This window comes from Nocardia sp. NPDC004860 (genome assembly GCF_040609015.1).
Lineage (GTDB): Bacteria > Actinomycetota > Actinomycetes > Mycobacteriales > Mycobacteriaceae > Nocardia.
Genome location: NZ_JBEXJI010000004.1, coordinates 367340 through 385006 on the forward strand (window position 1 = coordinate 367340; position 17667 = coordinate 385006).

Here is a 17667-nt window from a genome sequence, read left to right on the forward strand (position 1 = left end):
CGGACCGTAGTTCAGGCGGCTCAGCCGAGGGCGGATTCGACGATGGACGTGGCCTCCGGGGTGACGGGGTCGAGGATGTCGTCGAAGTCGTGGTGTTTTTCGACGTAGGCCTTGACGAAGGGGCAGATGGGGACGATGCGTTTGCCGCCGGCTCGGGTGGCGGTGAGGGCGGCGCCGATGAGTTTGGAGGCCAGGCCCTGACCGGCGAAGGCCTCGTCGATCTCGGTGTGGAAGAAGATGCGCTGGCGGCCTTGATCGACGTAGGCGGTCAGGCCGGCGCGGGTATCGCCGACCTTGATGGCGAAGTACTGGGGGACGGTGTCGGTGACCTGGGTGATGGTCGGCTCGGGCGCGGTCATGAGGGCTCGCTTTCAGTCGGGGCGGTGTGGTGGTCGGGTTCGAGGGGCGGGCTGGCGACGGCGGAGAAGGTGCGGCACTCCGGTTCACACGAGGGCGGGGCGGTGCGGAGGGCGTCGTCGCGGACGGTGAAGAAGGCCAGGGCGGCGGCCGCGATCATGAGGACGGCGCAGGTGAGGATGGCCAGGTGGAAGCCGTGGGCGAAGTCGGGCGGATTGGTGTACGCCGCACCGGTGAGTCCGGCCAGGGGCGGAATGGCCGCCACGCCCAGCAGACCCGCGGCGCGGGCGACCGCATTGTTGACGCCGCTGGCCACGCCCGCATGGCGTTCGTCGGCGGTGGCGAGGACGGTCGCGGTCAGCGGCGCCACCGCCAGCGTCAGGCCGAAGCCGAAAACCAGTGCGGCGGGCAGCACATCGACCAGGTAGGAGGTGTGGATGCCGATGCGGGTCATCAGCAGCATGCCCGTCGCGGCGAGCAGTACACCGGCGGTGATCGGCCGGCGGGGTCCGATGCGCTGGGCCAGCGCGCCGGAGCGGGCCGAGAACAGCAGCATCAGAACGGTGACCGGCAGCATGGCCGTGCCCGCGGCGATCGGAGTGAATCCGGCCACCACCTGCAGGGTCAGCACCAGCAGGAAGAAGACCACGCTCATGGCGCCGTACATGACGAAGGTGACCACATTGATCGCGGTGAACTGCTTGGAGGCGAACACGGCGACGGGCAGCATGGCCGCGGGATCCTGGCCGTCGCGCGACCGCCGCCGCTCCACCACCACGAATCCCGTACCCGCGGCGACGCCCGCGATCGCGCTGCCCCACACCAGGATTCGACTCGTGCCGTGCTCGGGCGCCATGGTCAGGGCGTAGGTGATCCCGGCCAGGCACAAGGCCGCCAGCACCGCGCCGAGCACGTCGAACCTCCCGTGCGCCTCGGCATCGCGGGTCTCGGGCACGTGCCGGGCCGTCACCGCCACCACCACCGCGGCCAGCGGGATATTGAGCAGGAACACCCACCGCCAGCCGGCCGCCTCCACCAGCCACCCGCCCAGGAAGGGCCCGATGGCTCCGGCCACGCCACCCAGCCCGGACCAGGCCCCGACCGCGCGCGCCCGCTCCTCGGGCCGGAAGGAGGCCTGAATGATGGCCAGTGAGCCGGGCGTCAGCAGCGCACCGCCCACGCCCTGCAGGGCCCGGGCCGCGATGAGCATCGAAACGTCTTGCGCCGCACCGCACAATGCGGAGGCGGTGGCGAACCACACCACCCCGATCAGGAACACCCGCCGCCGCCCGTAGCGGTCGCCCAGCGACCCGCCCAGCAGGATCAATCCGGCCAGCGTCAGCGTGTACGCGTTGACCGTCCACTGCAGTCCCGCCATCGATGCGCCGAACTCGTCACCGATCCGCGGGAGTGCCACATTCACGACGGTCGCGTCCAGCATGGCCATCCCCGAACCGAGGACGGTGGCCAGCAGAACCCATCGGCCGGTGCCCGAGGACAACCGGATGCTCGCGGTCATGCGCTCACGGTAACAACCTGCCCCCGACCGGCGGCAGATCGTCATCAGTAATCTGTCCTTATGACTGCTCCCACGACCACAGATCGGGACGCTGTCCGCGAGGTGGTGCACGACTCGGCGCGCCGGGCTCGGGTGGCGTCGCGGACGCTCGCTCAGCTCACCACCGCGCAGAAGGACGCCGCGCTGCACGCCGCGGCCGACGCGCTGCTCGCGGCCAAGGACGCGGTACTCGCCGCCAACGCCGAGGACATCGAGATCGCCCGGGCGGGCGGCACCGCCGAGTCGCTGCTGGATCGGCTGCGGCTGACCGCGGCCCGCGTCGACGGCATCGCCTCGGGGCTGCGGCAGGTGGCCGGGCTGCCGGATCCGGTCGGCGACGTGGTGCGCGGGTCGACGCTGCCCAACGGTCTCGAGATCCGCCAGGTGCGGGTGCCGCTGGGCGTGGTGGGCATGGTGTACGAGGCGCGGCCGAATGTCACCGTCGACGCCTTCGGGCTGGCGCTGAAGTCGGGCAATGCCGCGCTGCTGCGCGGCTCGTCCTCGGCGGCGAAGTCCAACGCGGCATTGGTTCGGGTGCTGCGGGAAGCGCTTGCAGCGCAGGGGCTTCCGGCCGACGCGGTGCAGCTGCTCCCGGCGGAGGACCGCTCCAGCGTCACCCACCTGATCCAGGCACGCGGCCTGGTGGACGTGGTGATCCCGCGCGGCGGCGCGGGCCTGATCAATGCGGTGGTGCGCGACGCGCTGGTGCCGACCATCGAGACCGGCACCGGCAACTGCCACGTATTCGTCCACCGGGACGCCGATCTGGAGATGGCCGAGTCCATCCTGATCAACGCCAAGACCCGCCGGCCCTCGGTGTGCAACACCGCCGAGACGGTGCTGATCGACCGGGCCATCGCCGAGACCGCGGTGCCGCGCATGATCAAGGCCCTCGAGGACAAGGGCGTCACCATCCACGGCGATCTGCCGGGCCTGGTGCCCGCCACCGACACCGACTGGGCCGACGAATACCTGTCCCTGGATATCGCTTTGAAGGTCGTCGACGATCTCGACGCGGCCGTCGAGCACATCAACGAGTGGGGCACCGGCCACACCGAGGCCATCGTGACCGCCGACCTGAAGGCCGCCCGCGAGTTCACCGCTCGCGTCGACGCCGCCGCCGTCATGGTCAACGCCTCGACCGCCTTCACCGACGGCGAGCAGTTCGGATTCGGCGCGGAGATCGGCATTTCGACCCAGAAGCTGCACGCCCGCGGACCCATGGGCCTGCCCGAACTAACCTCCACCAAGTGGATTGTGTGGGGCGACGGGCAGATTCGCCCCGTCTAGCACCCGCTGGATACGAAAGGACCGCCGTGGCTCCCACCACCGCACCCAACCAGGAGCCGATCTTCTCGTCGGTCGACGATGTGATCGAGCGGCTGGCCCGCACCGGCTACCTGGCCGACAAGGCCACCGCCACTTCGGTTTTCCTCGCCGACCGGCTCGGCAAGCCGCTGCTCATCGAGGGGCCGGCCGGTGTCGGCAAGACCGAGCTGTCCAAGGCTGTCGCGCAGGTCGCGGGTGCGGAGCTGGTGCGGCTGCAGTGCTATGAGGGCGTGGACGAGGCGCGGGCACTCTACGAGTGGAACCACGCCAAGCAGATCCTGCGCATCCAGGCGTCCTCGGAGAACGACTGGGCCGAAACCAAGGCCGACGTCTTCACCGACGAGTTCCTGCTGGAACGCCCGCTGCTCACCGCCATCCGGCGCGACGAGCCGACCGTGCTGCTCATCGACGAGACCGACAAGGCCGACGTCGAGATCGAGGGCCTGCTGCTCGAGGTGCTGAGCGACTTCTCGGTCACCGTGCCGGAACTGGGCACCATCAGCGCGACCCGCAAGCCGTTCGTGGTGCTCACCTCCAACGCCACCCGCGAGCTGTCCGAGGCGCTCAAGCGGCGCTGCCTCTACCTGCACATCGACTTCCCGGACGAGGAGCTCGAGCGCCGCATCCTGGCCAGCCGGGTGCCGGAGCTGAAGCCCGCGGTGGCGGCGCAGCTGGTGCGGATCGTGCACGTGCTGCGCGGCATGCAGCTCAAGAAGCTGCCGTCGGTCGCGGAGTCCATCGACTGGGCGCGCACGCTCCTGGCCTTGGGCGCAAAGGATCTCGACGACAAGACCGTGCGGGCCACGCTCGGAGTGGTGCTGAAGCACCAGGCCGATCACGTGCGTGCGCAGTCCGAGCTGAAGCTGGCCTGATCGTGGGCGGGGCGTCGGAGCCCTCGAAGGGCAAGGAGAACTCGCCGCGCGGGCTGGTTTCCGCCGCCATGCGGGCGATCTCGGGCGGTACGCCGGCCAAGCCGGTGCAGGTGCCGGGACCGACGGCCGAACACGGCCTGCCCGGACATCTGGTCGGCTTCGTGGAGGCGTTGCGCGGCCGGGGAATTCCGGTCGGGCCGTCCGAAACCGTGGACGCCGGACAGGTTCTCACCGTCCTGGACCTCATGGACCGGGAGGCGCTGCGCGAGGGCCTGGCCTGCGCGCTGCTGCGCCGCACCACCCAGCGCGCCACCTTCGACGGCATGTTCGACCTGTGGTTCCCGGCCGCGCTGGGGGAGCGGGCCGGGGCCGAGGAGGTGGAGCTGCCGATCAAACCGGACGGCTCGGTCGACATCCTCGAACTGCGGAAGATGCTGGCGGAGTTGCTGATCCAGGACCCGTCGGGCGAGCAGGCGCAGCAATTGCAGGCGCTGGCCGCGCAGATGGTCGACCAGATGGGCCAGTACCAGGCGGCGGGCGGGCCGTCCTTCTCCGCCTACCAGACGCTGAAGGATCTGCAGCCGGAACTGCTGGTGAGCAGGATTCTCGCCGGTCTCGCCCAGGGCATGGACAATTCCGACTTCGACACCGAGGTCGCCCGCCGCACGGCCCGCGGCCGCATCAAGGACTTCCGCAGCACCGTCGAAGCCGAGACCCGCCGCCGGGTGGCCGAGCGCATCGGCCGCGAGCGCGTCGCCACCTACGGCGTCGCCCGGCAGGCCGAGGACGCCGACTTCCTGCGCATCTCCCAGGCCGAACTCGACGAACTGCGCCGCAGCAGCCAGCGCTTGGCCCGAGTCCTGGCCTCCCGCCTGGCCGCGCGCCGCCGCCGTGCCCGCCGCGGCGAGATCGATCTGCGCAAGACCATGCGCAAATCCATGTCCACCGGCGGCGTCCCAGTGAATCTCGTCACCCGAAAGCCGCGTCCCGGCCGCCCCGATCTCGTCCTGCTGTGCGACATCTCGGGCTCGGTCGCCGGTTTCTCCAGCTTCACCATGCTGCTGGTGAACGCCCTGCGCGAGCAGTTCTCCCGGGTCCGCATCTTCGCCTTCGTGGACCGCGTCGACGAGGTCACCCAGCTGTTCGACGCGGCCACCCCGCTGGATCAGCTGACCCGCCGCATCTTCACCGAAGCCGAGGTCGTCGGCATCGAGGGCCACTCCGACTACGGCTCGGCCCTGGAGGGTTTCGCCGAGCGGTTCCCCGACGCCGTCACCAGCCGCACCTCCCTGCTCATCCTCGGCGACGCCCGCACCAACTACCGCGACCCGGCGCTGGACACCCTCCGGCGGCTGGTCGACACCGCCAAGCACGCCTACTGGCTCAACCCCGAGGCCGAGAAGATGTGGGGCACCGGCGATTCCGCCGCCGACCGCTACGCCGACATCATCGAGATGCACGAATGCCGTTCGGCCCGCCAGCTGACCGCCCTGGTGGGCCGTCTGCTGCCGGTCTGAATCCGGCCGGCCGGTCGGCCGAGCCCCGCCGGTGCGGGGGCGGCGTAATCAATCGCCCCCGGTAAGCTCGCTTTTCGTGCATACGAACGGCCGCCGCAAGCTGGGCGTGATGGGCGGCACCTTCGACCCCATCCACCACGGGCACCTGGTCGCGGCCAGTGAGGTCGCGAATCGGTTCGACCTGGACGAGGTGATTTTCGTACCGACCGGTCAGCCGTGGCAGAAGGGCGATCGCGCGGTCAGCCCGGCCGAGGACCGGTATCTCATGACGGTCATCGCGACCGCGTCCAATCCCCGGTTCCAGGTGAGCCGCGTCGACGTGGACCGCGGCAAGGAGACCTACACCGTCGACACCCTGCGCGACCTGGCCGAACTCCACCCGGACGCGGATCTGTACTTCATCACCGGAGCGGACGCGCTGGCCAGCATCCTGACGTGGCAGGATTGGTCGGAACTGTTCGAGCTGGCGAAATTCGTCGGCGTGACCCGTCCGGGGTACGAATTGAATATCGACCATCTCGCCGACCACCTCCGCGACTACCCGGAGGGCACGGTCACGATGGTCGAGATCCCGGCCCTGGCCATCTCGTCGAGCGAATGCCGGCGACGGGCGGGGGAGGGCCGGCCGGTGTGGTACCTCGTCCCGGACGGGGTCGTCCAATACATATCGAAACGGCACCTGTACGTGCCGCAAGACAGTGCATGGTGAAAGTGCGCAGGGAAGAGGTAGCAGGGTGACAGCATCGGCAGAAGCCGTCTCGATGGCGACGGTGGCCGCACGGGCCGCCGACGAGAAACTGGCCGCCGACGTGGTCGTGCTGGACGTCTCCGAGCAGCTGGTCATCACCGACTGCTTCGTCATCGCGTCCGCGCCCAACGAGCGCCAGGTCAACGCGATCGTCGACAACATCGAGGACAAGCTGCGCGAGGCCGGATACAAGCCGGTGCGCCGCGAGGGCACCCGCGAGGGCCGCTGGGCGCTGCTGGACTACGTCGAGATCGTGGTCCACGTCCAGCACGAGGACGAACGCGACTTCTACGGGCTCGAGCGCCTGTGGAAGGACTGCCCGGCGGTGCCGGTCGACGGCATCGGCGATCCGCGCGCGACGACCGAGCAAGACAAGGGCGGGGACGACGAGTGAGCAAGATGGCCGGCGTCCGCCGGTTGATTCTGCTGCGGCACGGACAGACCGAATGGAACGCCGGCGACCGCATGCAGGGCCAGATCGACACCGAACTCGATGACATCGGCAGACGCCAGGCCAAGGACTGCGCGCCGGACATGGCGACCAGCGACCTGATCGCCATTGTCTCCTCCGATCTCAAGCGGGCCCACGACACCGCGCTCGCCGTCGCCGAATGCGCGGCCATGCCGGTCGTCACCGACGAGCGCCTGCGCGAGACCAACCTCGGGGACTGGGAGGGCCTGGACCACCACCAGGTCGACGCCGAGTACCCCGGCGCCCGCAAGGCGTGGCGGCTCGATGCCCGCTTCACCCCGCCCGGCGGCGAATCCAAGCTCGAGGTGGGCGCGCGAGCGCTGCCTGTGGTGACGGAACTCTTCGCCGCGCGGGAGGACTGGCCCGGCCGTACCATCATGCTGGTTGCGCACGGCGGGCTGATCGCGGCGCTGACCGCGGCCCTGCTCGACCTGCCCGAGGCGAACTGGCCGGCCTTGGGCGGCCTGGCCAATACCAGCTGGGTGCAGCTGACCAGCCACGGTCCCGGCATCGACAAGCCCGGCTGGCGCCTGGATGTGTGGAACGCCGTCGCGAAGGTAGCCCCTGATGTCCTCTGAGAGTCCGAACGCCCAACCGGCGCAGGACGGTTCGCCGCAGCGCAAGGTGCTGGTGGTGGTGGCGGACTCGCTGTCCTACTTCGGTCCCAAGGGCGGGCTGCCCGCCGACCATCCCGGCATCTGGCCCAATCTCGTTGCCGCCGAGCTGGACTGGGACGTCGAACTGGTGGCCCGCATCGGCTGGACCTGCCGCGACGCCTACTGGGCGCTGATCGGCGACCCGCGCATCTGGGCCGCGGTGCCGCGGGCCGGGGCCGTGGTGTTCGCGACCGGAGGCATGGACTCGCTGCCCTCGCCACTGCCGACCGCGCTGCGCGAGCTGATCCGCTATGTGCGGCCGTCCTCGGTGCGCCGGCGGGTGCGCGAGGCCTACAACTGGGTGCAGCCCAGGCTGTCCCCGCTGGGCCGGCCGGTGGCGCTGCCGCCCGCGGTGAGCGTGGACTACCTGGAACAGTCGCGGCACTCGCTGGCCCAGCTGCGGCCCGAGCTGCCGTTCGTGGCGGTGCTGCCCTCGGTGCACAAGTGCGAGGCCTACGCCGGGGTGCACACCGGGCGCGAGCCCATGGTGCGGGCCGTGTCGGCCTGGGCCGCCGAGCACGCGGTGCCGCTGGTGGATCTCGGGGACGCCGTGCGCGACAACGTGTTCAACGGCCCCGCCAACCCGGACGGCATCCACTGGGGCTGGGAGGGCCACAGCGCGGTCGCGCGGGCCATGGTGAAGGTGCTGACCGAGGCCACGGCCGACGAGGTACACACTGCATGACCGTGGTGGTGGTGACCGACTCGTCGGCCAGCCTGCCGGCCGGCCTCACGGCTGATCTTGGTGTGCTGGCCGTGCCGCTGCACGTGCTGGTCGACGATCGCGAGATTCGGGAGGGGATCGACGACTGCGACATCGACTACGGCTCCTCCCAGGTCACCACCTCGGCCGCCTCGCCGGGTGACCTGCGCAGCGTCTACGAGCGGGCGCTGGAGCTGTCCGACGGCGACGGCGTAGTGGCCGTGCACATCTCGCGGCAGCTGTCGGGCACCTGGGAGGCCGGGCGGCAGGCCGTGCGGGACATGGATGCCGCCGATCGGATCCGGCTGGTGGACTCGCTGAGCGCCGGGCTGGGTACCGGGCTGCCGGTGCTGGCGGCGGCGCGCCGGGCACGGGCGGGCGAGCCGCTCGATGTCGTGTACGACTCGGCGGTGGCGGCGGCCAGCCGCGGGCGCGCGTTCATCGTCGTCAACCGGACCGAGCAGCTGCGGCGCGGCGGGCGGCTGAGCACGGCCGCGGCGTTCTTCGGCACCGAGCTGGTCACCAAGCCGATCATCCAGATCGTGAACGGGCGGCTGGAACTGCGCGAGAAGGCCCGCACGCGCTCCAAGGCGTTCACCAAACTCGTTGCGGCCGTGGTGGATGCGGCGGGCGAGGACGGGGCGGCGGTCGCGGTCCAGCATCTGGGGGCCGAGGAGGCCGCCAACACCATCGCCGGTCAGCTGCGGGATCTGATCCCCGGTATCCGGGAGGTCATCATCGCCGAATTCGGACCCACCCTGGGGGTGCACCTGGGCGTGGGCGCGGTCGGCGCGCTGGTGGTGCCGGGCGGCTGCGGCTAGCGGAAACGGCGTTGTCCACAACGTAATTCTCTATCCACAGGTCGGCTGAAAGCCCAGGTCGCGTGGGCGGCCGGGGTCGTCGTCGCTTCTACCGTGAGCTGCATGCCACGACTCGACGAACGCACCCCGCTGCAGCGCCTCAACGCCCGCACCGCCGCCGACCCACGCCCCGGCCCGGCCGAGGTCACCGCCGACCCGGCGGAATTCGCCTCCGGCCGTCCACATCCGGGCCGCTGGGACGAGGACTCGCTCGACCTGCTCGTCGAACCCGATCGCCGGGACGCTGATCGGCATCCCGGCGGATCCTCGCCCGACTGGCTGTCCGAGCCCTGCGGCAGCGTGTCCCTGTGGCACGAACGCCTGGTCCCCGAACGTTTCCGCGGCACCCGCTGGGATCCGGGCCCGCGCGGTGTCGTGGTCATCGCCGCCCTCGGCATCCTGGCCATCCTCTTCGCCGGCTACGTCACCCTGCGCGAAAAGCCTGTCTCCCAACCGGTCCCACCCATCGCCGCACTCAGCGAATCCGCACCCGCCGACCAGGATGGTGCCGCACCCGAAGCCGCCGCTTCCGCCGTGACGGTCACAGCCACGCCCGTGCCGGGCGCGGCCCAGCCGCCCGCGTCGCGGCCCGCCGTCTCGCAGCCGGATCGAATCCCGCTCGCTACCACGGCAACCGGCGCTCCGGGGGCTACTGCCGCCCCCGGCGAGCTCGTCATCAGCGTCGTCGGTCTCGTCGAGCACGGCGGGCTCCGCCGCTTCCCCGCCGGAGCCCGGATAGCCGACGCCCTCCGCGTCGCCGCTCCCCGCCCCGAAGCCGACCTCTCCACCCTCAACCTCGCCCAGCCCCTCACCGACGGCGACCAGATCATCGTCGGCCGCACCACACCCCGCCCCACCACCCAGCAGGTCGGCACCACCATCGTGAATTCCGCTCACCCCCCGGCGAACTCACCCCCACCCTCCGGCCCACCCCGCTCCACCGCCGTCCCCGCGAAGGTGAACCTCAACACCGCCACCGAATCCGACCTCGACACCCTCCCCGGCGTAGGCCCCGTCACCGCCCGCGCCATCCTCACCTGGCGCACCCGCCACGGCCGCTTCACCTCCATCGACCAACTCTCCGAAATCGAGGGCATAGGCCACTCCCGCCTCGCCCGCCTCCGCGACCGGGTGACGATATGACCACCGTGAATTGCCTTGCCGCGCACCAGTACAGCCGCACCGGTTGCCGGAAAGCCGAGTCGGAGGGCGCGAGCACGACTCGGACAGCGAGGCGTGCGGGCGCTCATCGGGGCCGGCAGGCTATGGCCTGCGCCGAGCGGGGCAATCGCCCAGAGTTGTCGGGGCGCAACGATTGCGCCGCCGGTGGACGATCGGCGCCCGGGAGTGGAATGACGACGGTAGCGAAGCTGCGGTCAGAGCCGGGGCGGTGTCGATGACAACGGGCGCGACCGACCGCGTCGATGCCGGGGATCGCGGGCCCGTCGAAATACCCGAGGTGCTGGATGCGCGGCTGGTTCCGGCGGCGGTATGTGGTTGGGGCGCGACGGTAGCGCCGTTGGTGTTGGGGTGGTGGGCCGGGGTCGGGGTGGCGGCCGGGTGCGGGCTGGTGGGGATGTGTGCGGCGGCGTGGGCGATTCGGCGGGTGCGGGCGGGGCGGGGGAGTGGGGTGGCGTGGGTGGTGCTGGGGGCCTTGGTGATCGGGGCGGGGTTCGGGGTGGCGGGCGCGTGGCATGCGCATCGAGTGCAGACGCATCCGTTGCGGGCGGTGCGGGCCGGGCAGCGGCTGGTGGCGGTGGTGGAGCTGACCGATGATCCGAAGCGGGTGTCCGCCAAGCCGTTCGGCGGGCCGAAGGTGCTGGTGCGGGCCGGGCTGGTGGATTACCGGTTGGGTGGACGGATTGTGCATTCCGGCGGATCGGTGCTGGTGATGGCGCCGGCGGCGGGGTGGCGGACCCTGCTGCCCGGCCAGCGGGTGGAATTCCCTGCCCGCGTGGCCCGTCCGTGGCGTCCGGACATGACGGTCGCCATCCTGCGGGCGGAGGCCGCTCCCATCTCGGTGAGCACCCCGCCCTGGTGGCAGCGCCTCGCCGGGCAGGTGCGCGGCGACTTCGCGACATCCGCCCACCGCGCGCTCTCCGATGATGCCGCCGGCCTGCTCCCGGGCCTGGTCATCGGCGACACCTCGACCCTCACCGACCACGTCCAGGAGAACTTCCGTGAGTCCGATTTGACGCATTTGACGGCTGTCAGCGGGGCCAATGTGACGATTTTGCTTGGGGCCGTGCTGGTTTCGATGCGCATCCTCACGGTGGATCCACGGATCGGCGCGGTGGCCGCGGGCGCGGCTCTGGTCATGTTCGTGATCCTGGCCCGCCCCTCGCCCAGTGTCCTGCGGGCCGCCGTCATGGGAGCCATTGCGCTACTGGCTCTCTGCACGGGCCGCCGTAAGCAGGCCCTACCCGCCCTGTGCGCCGCCATCATCGCATTACTGGCCTGGTCACCGGGTCTCGCGGTGGACGCCGGATTCGCCCTGTCGGTGCTGGCCACCGCCGGACTGATCGTGATCGCCCCGGGCTGGTCGGATTGGCTTCGCGCCCATGGCTGGTGGCGGATCCCCGCCGACTCCTTCGCGGTGGCGGCCGCGGCCTTCGTGGTCACCACGCCGCTGGTCATCGCCATGACCGGCCACCTCAGCCTGGTCGCGATCGTAGTGAACATGCTGGTCGAACCGGTGATCGCGCCCATCACCATCCTCGGCGCGCTGGGTGCGCTGCTCGCCTGCGTGTGGTCGCCCCTCGCCGCGGCGGTCATGCACTGCACCGCACCGCCACTGTGGTGGCTGCTCACGGTCTCCGACCGAGCCGCCGCCCTGGGAGCCTCGGTCTCACTACCGACCGGTCTGCGTTCAGGTCTGGTGGCAACGGTGGTGTGCGCCTTGGTGATCGCGGCTCTGCACCCTGGCCGCTCGCGGGCGGATCCGGACGCCGTGCCGGGATCTGTGCCGCCTCGGCCGGGTCGAGACGAGGACTCGCCGTCCGGCTAGAGGGAGCTCAGGAACTCGTTGACGGCGTCGGCGAAACCGGCGGGGTCGTTGGCGTAGACGACGTGGTCGGCATCGAGTTCGACCATACGGGTGCCCGGGCGCCGGTAGCGCATGGCCGCGGCCATGTCGGCGGGGATGACACCGTGCGCGGCACGGACGAGCAGGGCCGGGCAGGTGCCGGCGATCCAGTCCGACCAGTGGTCGCCGTGCACCAGGTCCTCGGAGGCGACGATGTCGAGGGGGGCGGAAGGGCAGGCTCCAGGAGCCGTCGGCACGCTCGCGAACCAGCGCCCCGAAGTGCGCGGCCATCGGGCCCACGTGTCATACGTTTGTGTGCCTGTGCTGACCGGGTGCGGGATGCAGGGGTTGTCGGAGCGGGCTCGTAGGATCGGGGCGTGAACCAGCGACCCGCGCCCCTGCATCTCGTGCTCGGTGAAGAGGAATTGCTGATCGAGCGAGCGGTGGCGGGCATTACCGCGCAGACCCGGGCCGGCTCGGCGGAGGCGGATGCGCTGCCGGTGGATCGGCTCCGGGCGGGGGATGCCAGCACGGCGGAATTGGCTGAGCTGCTCAGTCCTTCGCTGTTCGCCGAGGATCGGGTGATCGTGCTGGAGTCGGCGGCCGAGGCGGGCAAGGACGCGGTCGCGGTCATCCAGGATGCGGCGTCCGCACCACCCGAGGGCGTGGTGCTGGTGGTGCTGCACAGCGGGGGCGGGCGGGCCAAGGCGCTGGCGCCGGCCCTGCAGAAGCTGGGCGCGGTGGTGCACGACTGCGCGAAGCTGACCAAGGCGGGGGAGCGGGTCGAGTTCGTGCGCAACGAGTTCCGGGCCGCCAATGTGCGGGTGCCGGCGGACGTGGTGCAGGCCCTCATCGAGGCCGTGGGCTCGGACCTGCGCGAACTCGCCGCCGCCAGTTCGCAGTTGGCGGCCGACACCGGCGGCAAGGTGGATCTCGCGGCGGTGCGGCAGTACTACTCGGGCAAGGCCGAGGTGACCGGGTTCGATGTCGCCGATCTGGCCGTGTCGGGGGATCGGCCCGCCGCCATGGAAGCGCTGCGCTGGGCCATCGATCGCGGCGTCCCCGCGGTCCTGCTCGCGGACGCCCTCGCGGATTCGGTGCACACCATCGCCCGCGTCGGCTCGGCCGGGCGCGGCGACCCGTTCAAGATGGCCGGTGATCTGGGGATGCCGCCGTGGAAGGTGAAGAAGGCGCAGGGCCAGGCGCGCGGCTGGACCGGCGCGTCCATCGGGGCGGCGCTGCAGGTGGTGGCCGCGCTCAATGCCGACGTCAAGGGTCAGGCGGCCGACGCGGATTACGCGCTGGAGCACGCACTCTCGCGCATTCTGGAGCTGCGCGAGAGCGCCTCGTAGCGGGAAGGCCCGGGACTACTCCGGCTTCCAGGTGATCTTGCCGCCCTGGAACTCCTGGGCCTTGCCGCCCTGGTAGTCGTACTCGTCGCTGGTCGGGTAGCCGTAGCGGCCGTTCTCCGCGCCATTGCGCACCCACTCGTCGCGGATCGAGCCCCACACGACGTGGGTCCCGGTCTTCTGGGTGGAGTAGACGGCTCCGCCCTCGAACAGCTGCTCGTGGGTGGTGGCGCTGTTGGTCTTGTTCTCATCGGCGATGGGGAAGCCCAGCGGACTGCTCTCCCAGCCGACCGAGGAGTACTTGTCGCGGATCACGCCGCTCACCACATGGGTGCCGGCACCCACCGACCAGTAGATCGAGCCGCCCTGGAAGTGCTGGAAGCGGCCGGGTTTCGAGGTCTGCCCCTCGTCCACCACCGGGTACTTCAGCGCGCCCGACTCCGCGCCCGCGCCCTTCCACTTGTCGCGGATGGCGCCGCCGATGGCGTGCGCGTCGGTAGCTGGGGTCCAGTAGATGGAGACGTTGTTGACGAAGTCCTGCTTCTTGCCGCCGCCCGCGGCGTCGGTCTCCGGAGTGGTGGGATCACCGAAGAAGTCCGGTCCCCCCGCCCCGTCGTATTCGACCTCGATGGCCCCGCCCACCTCGAACGGGCCGATGGGACGCGCGGCTGCCACACCCATTCCGGTGGTCAGCGCGACCGCGGCCACGCTGACGGCCAGCGTGCCCCGGGTCCAGGACGAACGGTTGTCACGACGCAGCGTTGCCAAGAGATCTCTCCCAGTGCAGGTTTACAGGTAGCCCCCGACGGTTCGCGGCCATCCTGCTGAAAATAGCGCGTTCGCGCAAGTCGCCAGCTCCGGACACGACAAAAGCCGCCGTGGTCTTCGTGGCCACGGCGGCTGTGAGAAGCATGATGCCGGTAGGTGTACCGGGCAGGATCAGCCGAGCTTGTTGAAAGCCAGCGACAGGGCCGACTTCTTGTTGGCGGCCTGGTTGGCGTGGATGACGCCCTTGGAGGCGGCCTTGTCCAGGCTCTTGCTCGCGGACTGCATCAGCTCGAGCGCCTTGTCCGTCTCGCCCGCCGCAGCGGCCTCGCGGAACTTGCGGATCGAGGTGCGCAGCGCGGACTTCACCGACTGGTTGCGCTGGCGCGCAAGCTCGTTGGTGCGGATCCGCTTCATCTGGGACTTGATGTTGGCCACGCCGGTTTCCTCGTGTTCCTTCACTTGGTGGTGTATGCGGGATGCAAAGTCTTCGGGCGCGCACTACGAGAGGGGCAGTTGCAGCACCGACAGTCGAGGCTACCAGGCGACGTGGCGAGGTATGAAATCGAGCCTGTCCGCTATCTGGCCGAAACCAGAAATTTATCGCCGTCCAACTGCGTGTTGCCCCTGCGTGATGGACTATTTTTGCATGACCCCCGCAGCACCCGCACCGGGTCTCTCCAGAGTAGACAGATCCACCGCGTCAGCCTCCGCCGCGCTCGCTCCTTCCGGACTGGAACGCGAAAAATCGGATAGATCAGGCGTCTTCGCGGGGTATCAACCGGGCCGCTACGACCGTGCCTATGACGAGATGTTCGATTCCGCGGGCCGCCCGCGGGCGCCCTACCGGGGGATATTCAACGCCCTGGCCACCATCGACGCCGAGGATCTGGCCGCCCGCGCCGAGGCGCTGGACCGCGCATTCGTCGATCAGGGCATCACCTTTTCGCTCTCCGGCCAGGAGCGGCCCTTCCCGCTCGACCTGGTGCCGCGGGTGATCGCCGCCGGCGAATGGACCAAACTCGAACGCGGCATCCGGCAGCGGGTGCGCGCGCTGGAGGCCTTCCTCGCCGACGTATACGGCGAGCAGACCATCCTGCGCGACCGCGTGATTCCGAAACGGCTGGTGACCTCCTGCGCGCACTTCCACCGCGAGGCCGCCGGCCTGGTGCCGCCCAATGGCGTGCGCATCCACGTGGCGGGGATCGACCTGGTGCGCGACGAGCACGGGGATTTCCGTGTGCTGGAAGACAATCTGCGCTCGCCCTCGGGTGTGTCCTACGTCATGGAGAACCGGCGCACCATGGCGCGTGTGTTCCCCGACCTGTTCGCCTCGCACCGGGTGCGCGCCGTCGGCGACTATCCGACCCACCTGCTGCGCGCCCTGCGCGCCGCCGCCGCGCCCAACGAGGCCGACCCGACCGTGGTGGTGCTCACCCCCGGCGTCCACAACTCCGCCTACTTCGAGCATTCGCTGCTGGCCCGGCAGATGGGGGTGGAGCTGGTCGAGGGCCGGGACCTGTTCTGCCGCGACAATGTCGTCTATATGCGTACCACCGCGGGGGAGCGGCAGGTGGATGTCATCTACCGGCGCATCGACGACGACTTCCTCGATCCCATGCAGTTCCGCCCGGACTCGATGCTCGGGGTGGCCGGGATCCTGAACGCGGCCCGCGCCGGCACGGTGGTGCTGGCCAATGCCGTCGGCAACGGGGTCGGCGACGACAAGCTCGTCTATACCTATGTGCCCGCGTTCATCGAGTACTACCTGGGTGAGAAGCCGATCCTGCCCAATGTGGACTCCTACCGCTGCTGGGAACCGGCCGAACGCGACGAGGTGCTGGACCGGGTGGCGGAACTGGTGGTCAAGCCGGTAGAGGGGTCCGGTGGCTACGGCATCGTGATCGGCCCGGCGGCCGGCACCCGGGAGCTGGAGGCGACCCGGCGCAAGGTGCGGGCCAATCCGCGCGGCTGGATCGCGCAGCCGGTGGTACAGCTGTCCACGGTGCCGAGCAAGATCGACGGGCGGCTCGCGCCCCGGCATGTGGACCTGCGGCCGTTCGCGGTCAACGACGGCGACGACATCTGGGTGCTGCCGGGCGGGCTGACCCGGGTGGCGCTGCCCGCGAACTCGCTGGTGGTGAATTCCAGTCAAGGGGGCGGGAGCAAGGACACCTGGGTGCTCGCACCGAGAACCTCTGTGGCGCAACGGGAATTGGCGGGTTCGCAGCTGGTCGGCGAACTGCAGATCGCCCCGGAGAGAGACCAATCCAGAGAGCCCTCGGCGATGCGGGCCAACCAACAACAGCAGTAACAACAACAAACAGCATTCGCTGAGGCTCAACTCTTTTGGTTCGCGGCCCGTCTCGTTCTGGACTGACGGAGCGGGGAGCGAAGCGGAGGAGCGGAGGAGGGAAGAACGAGACCTTCAGGGCCGCGAACCCGCCGGAGCGAAGCGGAGGCAGATAGGGCAGAGCATCATGTTGGCGCGCAATGCCGAATCCCTCTTCTGGATCGGGCGCTACGTCGAGCGAGCCGAATATACGGCGCGCATTCTCGATGTCGCGGTCCATCAGCTGCTGGAGGACGCCACAGTCGATCCGGACCGAACTTCGCGGGTGCTGCTGCGGGTACTGGGCATCGAGCCGCCCGACGAGGACCGGGAACTGGATGTGTGGTCGGTGACCGAGCTGGTGGCCTTCGGCCGCGACGGCGGCTCCATCGTCGATTCCATCAGCCGGGCGCGTGAGAATGCCCGGGGCGCACGGGAAGTCACCTCCACCGAGATGTGGGAGTGCCTCAATGCCACCTTCAACGGGCTGGCGGCGGCCGAGCGGGCGGCGCGGGCGCTGGGGCCGCACGAGTTCTGCCACTACATCACCGATCGCGCCGCCATGTTCGCCGGACTCTCCGATTCCACCCTGAGCCGCGACGACGGCTATCGATTCCTGCTGCTGGGCAGATCCATCGAACGCGTGGATATGACTGTGCGCCTGTTGCATTCGCGCGCCGGTGACCGCACCTCCTCGCCGGCCTGGGTGACGGTGCTGCGGTCGGCGGGGGCCCACGACCCGTATCTACGCACCCATCGCGGCGTGCTCGACGCCAATCAGATCGCGGAATTCATCCTGCTCGACCGCCTGTTCCCGCGGTCGGTATTCCATTCGCTACGGGTGGCCGAAACCTGTCTGCAGGAATTGGATCAACGCCCCAACAGCCGTTTCGCGGCGCGTCACGAAGCGCATCGCCTGCTCGGCCGGGCGCGCAGCGAACTGGAATTCCTGCCTTCGTCGGTGCTGCTGGAGGATCTGCCGAGCCGGCTGCTGTGGCTGCAGCAGACCTGCCGCGAGGTGGGGGAGGCCGTGGCGCTGCAGTACTTCCACGCCGAATCGTGGGTGGCGTGGACGGGGCTGCACGGTCGCGGCGCGGACCTGGTCGAGGAGATGGCGTGAGCTG

The 17667-nt window shown here is 70.0% G+C and carries 18 protein-coding genes; 13 read left to right on the forward strand and 5 right to left on the reverse strand.

What is annotated here, in order from left to right:
• Nucleotides 1-20 precede the first annotated feature (20 nt).
• Both ABZV44_RS12025 and ABZV44_RS12030 read right to left on the reverse strand, forming a co-directional pair.
• The gene (locus ABZV44_RS12025; RefSeq protein WP_354835010.1) at nt 21-359 is read right to left on the reverse strand and encodes a GNAT family N-acetyltransferase; all 339 of its coding nucleotides are present in this window, start codon (nt 357-359) and stop codon (nt 21-23) included.
• A complete protein-coding gene (locus ABZV44_RS12030; RefSeq protein ID WP_354835012.1) occupies nt 356-1876 on the reverse strand; it encodes an MFS transporter in 1521 nt (506 codons plus the stop codon). Before ABZV44_RS12030 ends, ABZV44_RS12025 begins: the two co-directional genes overlap by 4 nt.
• Before the next feature lie 60 nt (nt 1877-1936).
• Between ABZV44_RS12030 and ABZV44_RS12035 the strand changes: the two genes are divergently transcribed.
• The 10 genes from ABZV44_RS12035 (at nt 1937) to ABZV44_RS12080 (ending at nt 12079) form a co-directional block, all read left to right on the forward strand.
• Nucleotides 1937-3205, forward strand: a complete 1269-nt coding sequence (locus ABZV44_RS12035; RefSeq protein ID WP_354835014.1) for a glutamate-5-semialdehyde dehydrogenase — start codon at nt 1937-1939, stop codon at nt 3203-3205.
• 26 nt (nt 3206-3231) lie between these two features.
• A complete protein-coding gene (locus ABZV44_RS12040) occupies nt 3232-4116 on the forward strand; it encodes a MoxR family ATPase (RefSeq protein WP_354835016.1) in 885 nt (294 codons plus the stop codon).
• A gap of 68 nt (nt 4117-4184) precedes the next feature.
• Nucleotides 4185-5633 carry a VWA domain-containing protein gene (locus ABZV44_RS12045; RefSeq protein WP_354835336.1) on the forward strand — a complete coding sequence of 483 codons (1449 nt, stop codon included), beginning with the start codon at nt 4185-4187 and terminating at the stop codon, nt 5631-5633.
• Between the two features lie 76 nt (nt 5634-5709).
• Complete coding sequence (gene nadD / locus ABZV44_RS12050) at nt 5710-6342, forward strand: nicotinate-nucleotide adenylyltransferase (protein WP_354835018.1); 633 nt, start codon at nt 5710-5712, stop codon at nt 6340-6342.
• 25 nt (nt 6343-6367) lie between these two features.
• Complete coding sequence (gene rsfS, locus ABZV44_RS12055) at nt 6368-6775, forward strand: ribosome silencing factor (RefSeq protein WP_354835020.1); 408 nt, start codon at nt 6368-6370, stop codon at nt 6773-6775.
• A gap of 5 nt (nt 6776-6780) precedes the next feature.
• On the forward strand, nt 6781-7431 hold the full coding sequence (locus ABZV44_RS12060) for a histidine phosphatase family protein (protein WP_354835338.1): 651 nt from the start codon (nt 6781-6783) through the stop codon (nt 7429-7431).
• Nucleotides 7421-8194, forward strand: a complete 774-nt coding sequence (octT, locus tag ABZV44_RS12065; RefSeq protein WP_354835022.1) for a diglucosylglycerate octanoyltransferase — start codon at nt 7421-7423, stop codon at nt 8192-8194. Before ABZV44_RS12060 ends, octT begins: the two co-directional genes overlap by 11 nt.
• The gene (locus ABZV44_RS12070) at nt 8191-9033 is read left to right on the forward strand and encodes a DegV family protein (protein WP_354835024.1); all 843 of its coding nucleotides are present in this window, start codon (nt 8191-8193) and stop codon (nt 9031-9033) included. The genes octT and ABZV44_RS12070 overlap by 4 nt, the downstream gene beginning before the upstream one ends.
• Nucleotides 9034-9135: 102 nt before the next feature.
• Entirely contained in the window at nt 9136-10215 is a 1080-nt protein-coding gene (locus tag ABZV44_RS12075; RefSeq protein ID WP_354835026.1) for a ComEA family DNA-binding protein, read from the forward strand.
• Nucleotides 10216-10468: 253 nt separating this feature from the next.
• Nucleotides 10469-12079, forward strand: a complete 1611-nt coding sequence (locus ABZV44_RS12080) for a ComEC/Rec2 family competence protein (RefSeq protein WP_354835028.1) — start codon at nt 10469-10471, stop codon at nt 12077-12079.
• Here the strand turns inward: ABZV44_RS12080 and ABZV44_RS12085 are convergent.
• Nucleotides 12076-12354 carry a hypothetical protein gene (locus tag ABZV44_RS12085; protein WP_354835030.1) on the reverse strand — a complete coding sequence of 93 codons (279 nt, stop codon included), beginning with the start codon at nt 12352-12354 and terminating at the stop codon, nt 12076-12078. The genes ABZV44_RS12080 and ABZV44_RS12085 overlap by 4 nt on opposite strands.
• A 120-nt stretch (nt 12355-12474) precedes the next feature.
• Between ABZV44_RS12085 and holA the strand changes: the two genes are divergently transcribed.
• Nucleotides 12475-13449, forward strand: coding sequence for a DNA polymerase III subunit delta (gene holA, locus ABZV44_RS12090; RefSeq protein ID WP_354835032.1), 975 nt, complete (start codon nt 12475-12477; stop codon nt 13447-13449).
• Nucleotides 13450-13464: 15 nt separating this feature from the next.
• Here the strand turns inward: holA and ABZV44_RS12095 are convergent, their stop codons facing one another.
• Together ABZV44_RS12095 and rpsT are read right to left on the reverse strand one after the other, a co-directional pair.
• On the reverse strand, nt 13465-14214 hold the full coding sequence (locus ABZV44_RS12095; protein WP_354835034.1) for a hypothetical protein: 750 nt from the start codon (nt 14212-14214) through the stop codon (nt 13465-13467).
• 171 nt (nt 14215-14385) lie between these two features.
• Nucleotides 14386-14649: a 30S ribosomal protein S20 gene (gene rpsT / locus ABZV44_RS12100; RefSeq protein ID WP_354835036.1), complete on the reverse strand. Its 264-nt coding sequence runs from the start codon at nt 14647-14649 to the stop codon at nt 14386-14388.
• 373 nt (nt 14650-15022) lie between these two features.
• Here rpsT and ABZV44_RS12105 point away from each other — a divergent pair, with 373 nt between their 5' ends.
• Together ABZV44_RS12105 and ABZV44_RS12110 are read left to right on the forward strand one after the other, a co-directional pair.
• Nucleotides 15023-16525, forward strand: coding sequence for a circularly permuted type 2 ATP-grasp protein (locus tag ABZV44_RS12105; RefSeq protein ID WP_354835038.1), 1503 nt, complete (start codon nt 15023-15025; stop codon nt 16523-16525).
• A 166-nt stretch (nt 16526-16691) separates the two neighbouring features.
• The gene (locus ABZV44_RS12110) at nt 16692-17663 is read left to right on the forward strand and encodes an alpha-E domain-containing protein (protein ID WP_354835040.1); all 972 of its coding nucleotides are present in this window, start codon (nt 16692-16694) and stop codon (nt 17661-17663) included.
• Nucleotides 17664-17667 lie beyond the last annotated feature (4 nt).

Excerpts from the sequence above, each read along its gene's own strand:
- ABZV44_RS12025 (WP_354835010.1), bottom strand. The coding sequence starts at position 359 with ATGACCGCGCCCGAGCCGACCATCACCCAGGTCACCGACACCGTCCCC.
- ABZV44_RS12030 (WP_354835012.1), bottom strand. The coding sequence starts at position 1,876 with ATGACCGCGAGCATCCGGTTGTCCTCGGGCACCGGCCGATGGGTTCTG.
- ABZV44_RS12035 (WP_354835014.1), top strand. The coding sequence starts at position 1,937 with ATGACTGCTCCCACGACCACAGATCGGGACGCTGTCCGCGAGGTGGTG.
- ABZV44_RS12045 (WP_354835336.1), top strand. The coding sequence starts at position 4,185 with ATGCGGGCGATCTCGGGCGGTACGCCGGCCAAGCCGGTGCAGGTGCCG.
- ABZV44_RS12060 (WP_354835338.1), top strand. The coding sequence starts at position 6,781 with ATGGCCGGCGTCCGCCGGTTGATTCTGCTGCGGCACGGACAGACCGAA.
- octT (WP_354835022.1), top strand. The coding sequence starts at position 7,421 with ATGTCCTCTGAGAGTCCGAACGCCCAACCGGCGCAGGACGGTTCGCCG.
- ABZV44_RS12070 (WP_354835024.1), top strand. The coding sequence starts at position 8,191 with ATGACCGTGGTGGTGGTGACCGACTCGTCGGCCAGCCTGCCGGCCGGC.
- ABZV44_RS12075 (WP_354835026.1), top strand. The coding sequence starts at position 9,136 with ATGCCACGACTCGACGAACGCACCCCGCTGCAGCGCCTCAACGCCCGC.
- ABZV44_RS12080 (WP_354835028.1), top strand. The coding sequence starts at position 10,469 with ATGACAACGGGCGCGACCGACCGCGTCGATGCCGGGGATCGCGGGCCC.
- ABZV44_RS12105 (WP_354835038.1), top strand. The coding sequence starts at position 15,023 with ATGTTCGATTCCGCGGGCCGCCCGCGGGCGCCCTACCGGGGGATATTC.
- ABZV44_RS12110 (WP_354835040.1), top strand. The coding sequence starts at position 16,692 with ATGTTGGCGCGCAATGCCGAATCCCTCTTCTGGATCGGGCGCTACGTC.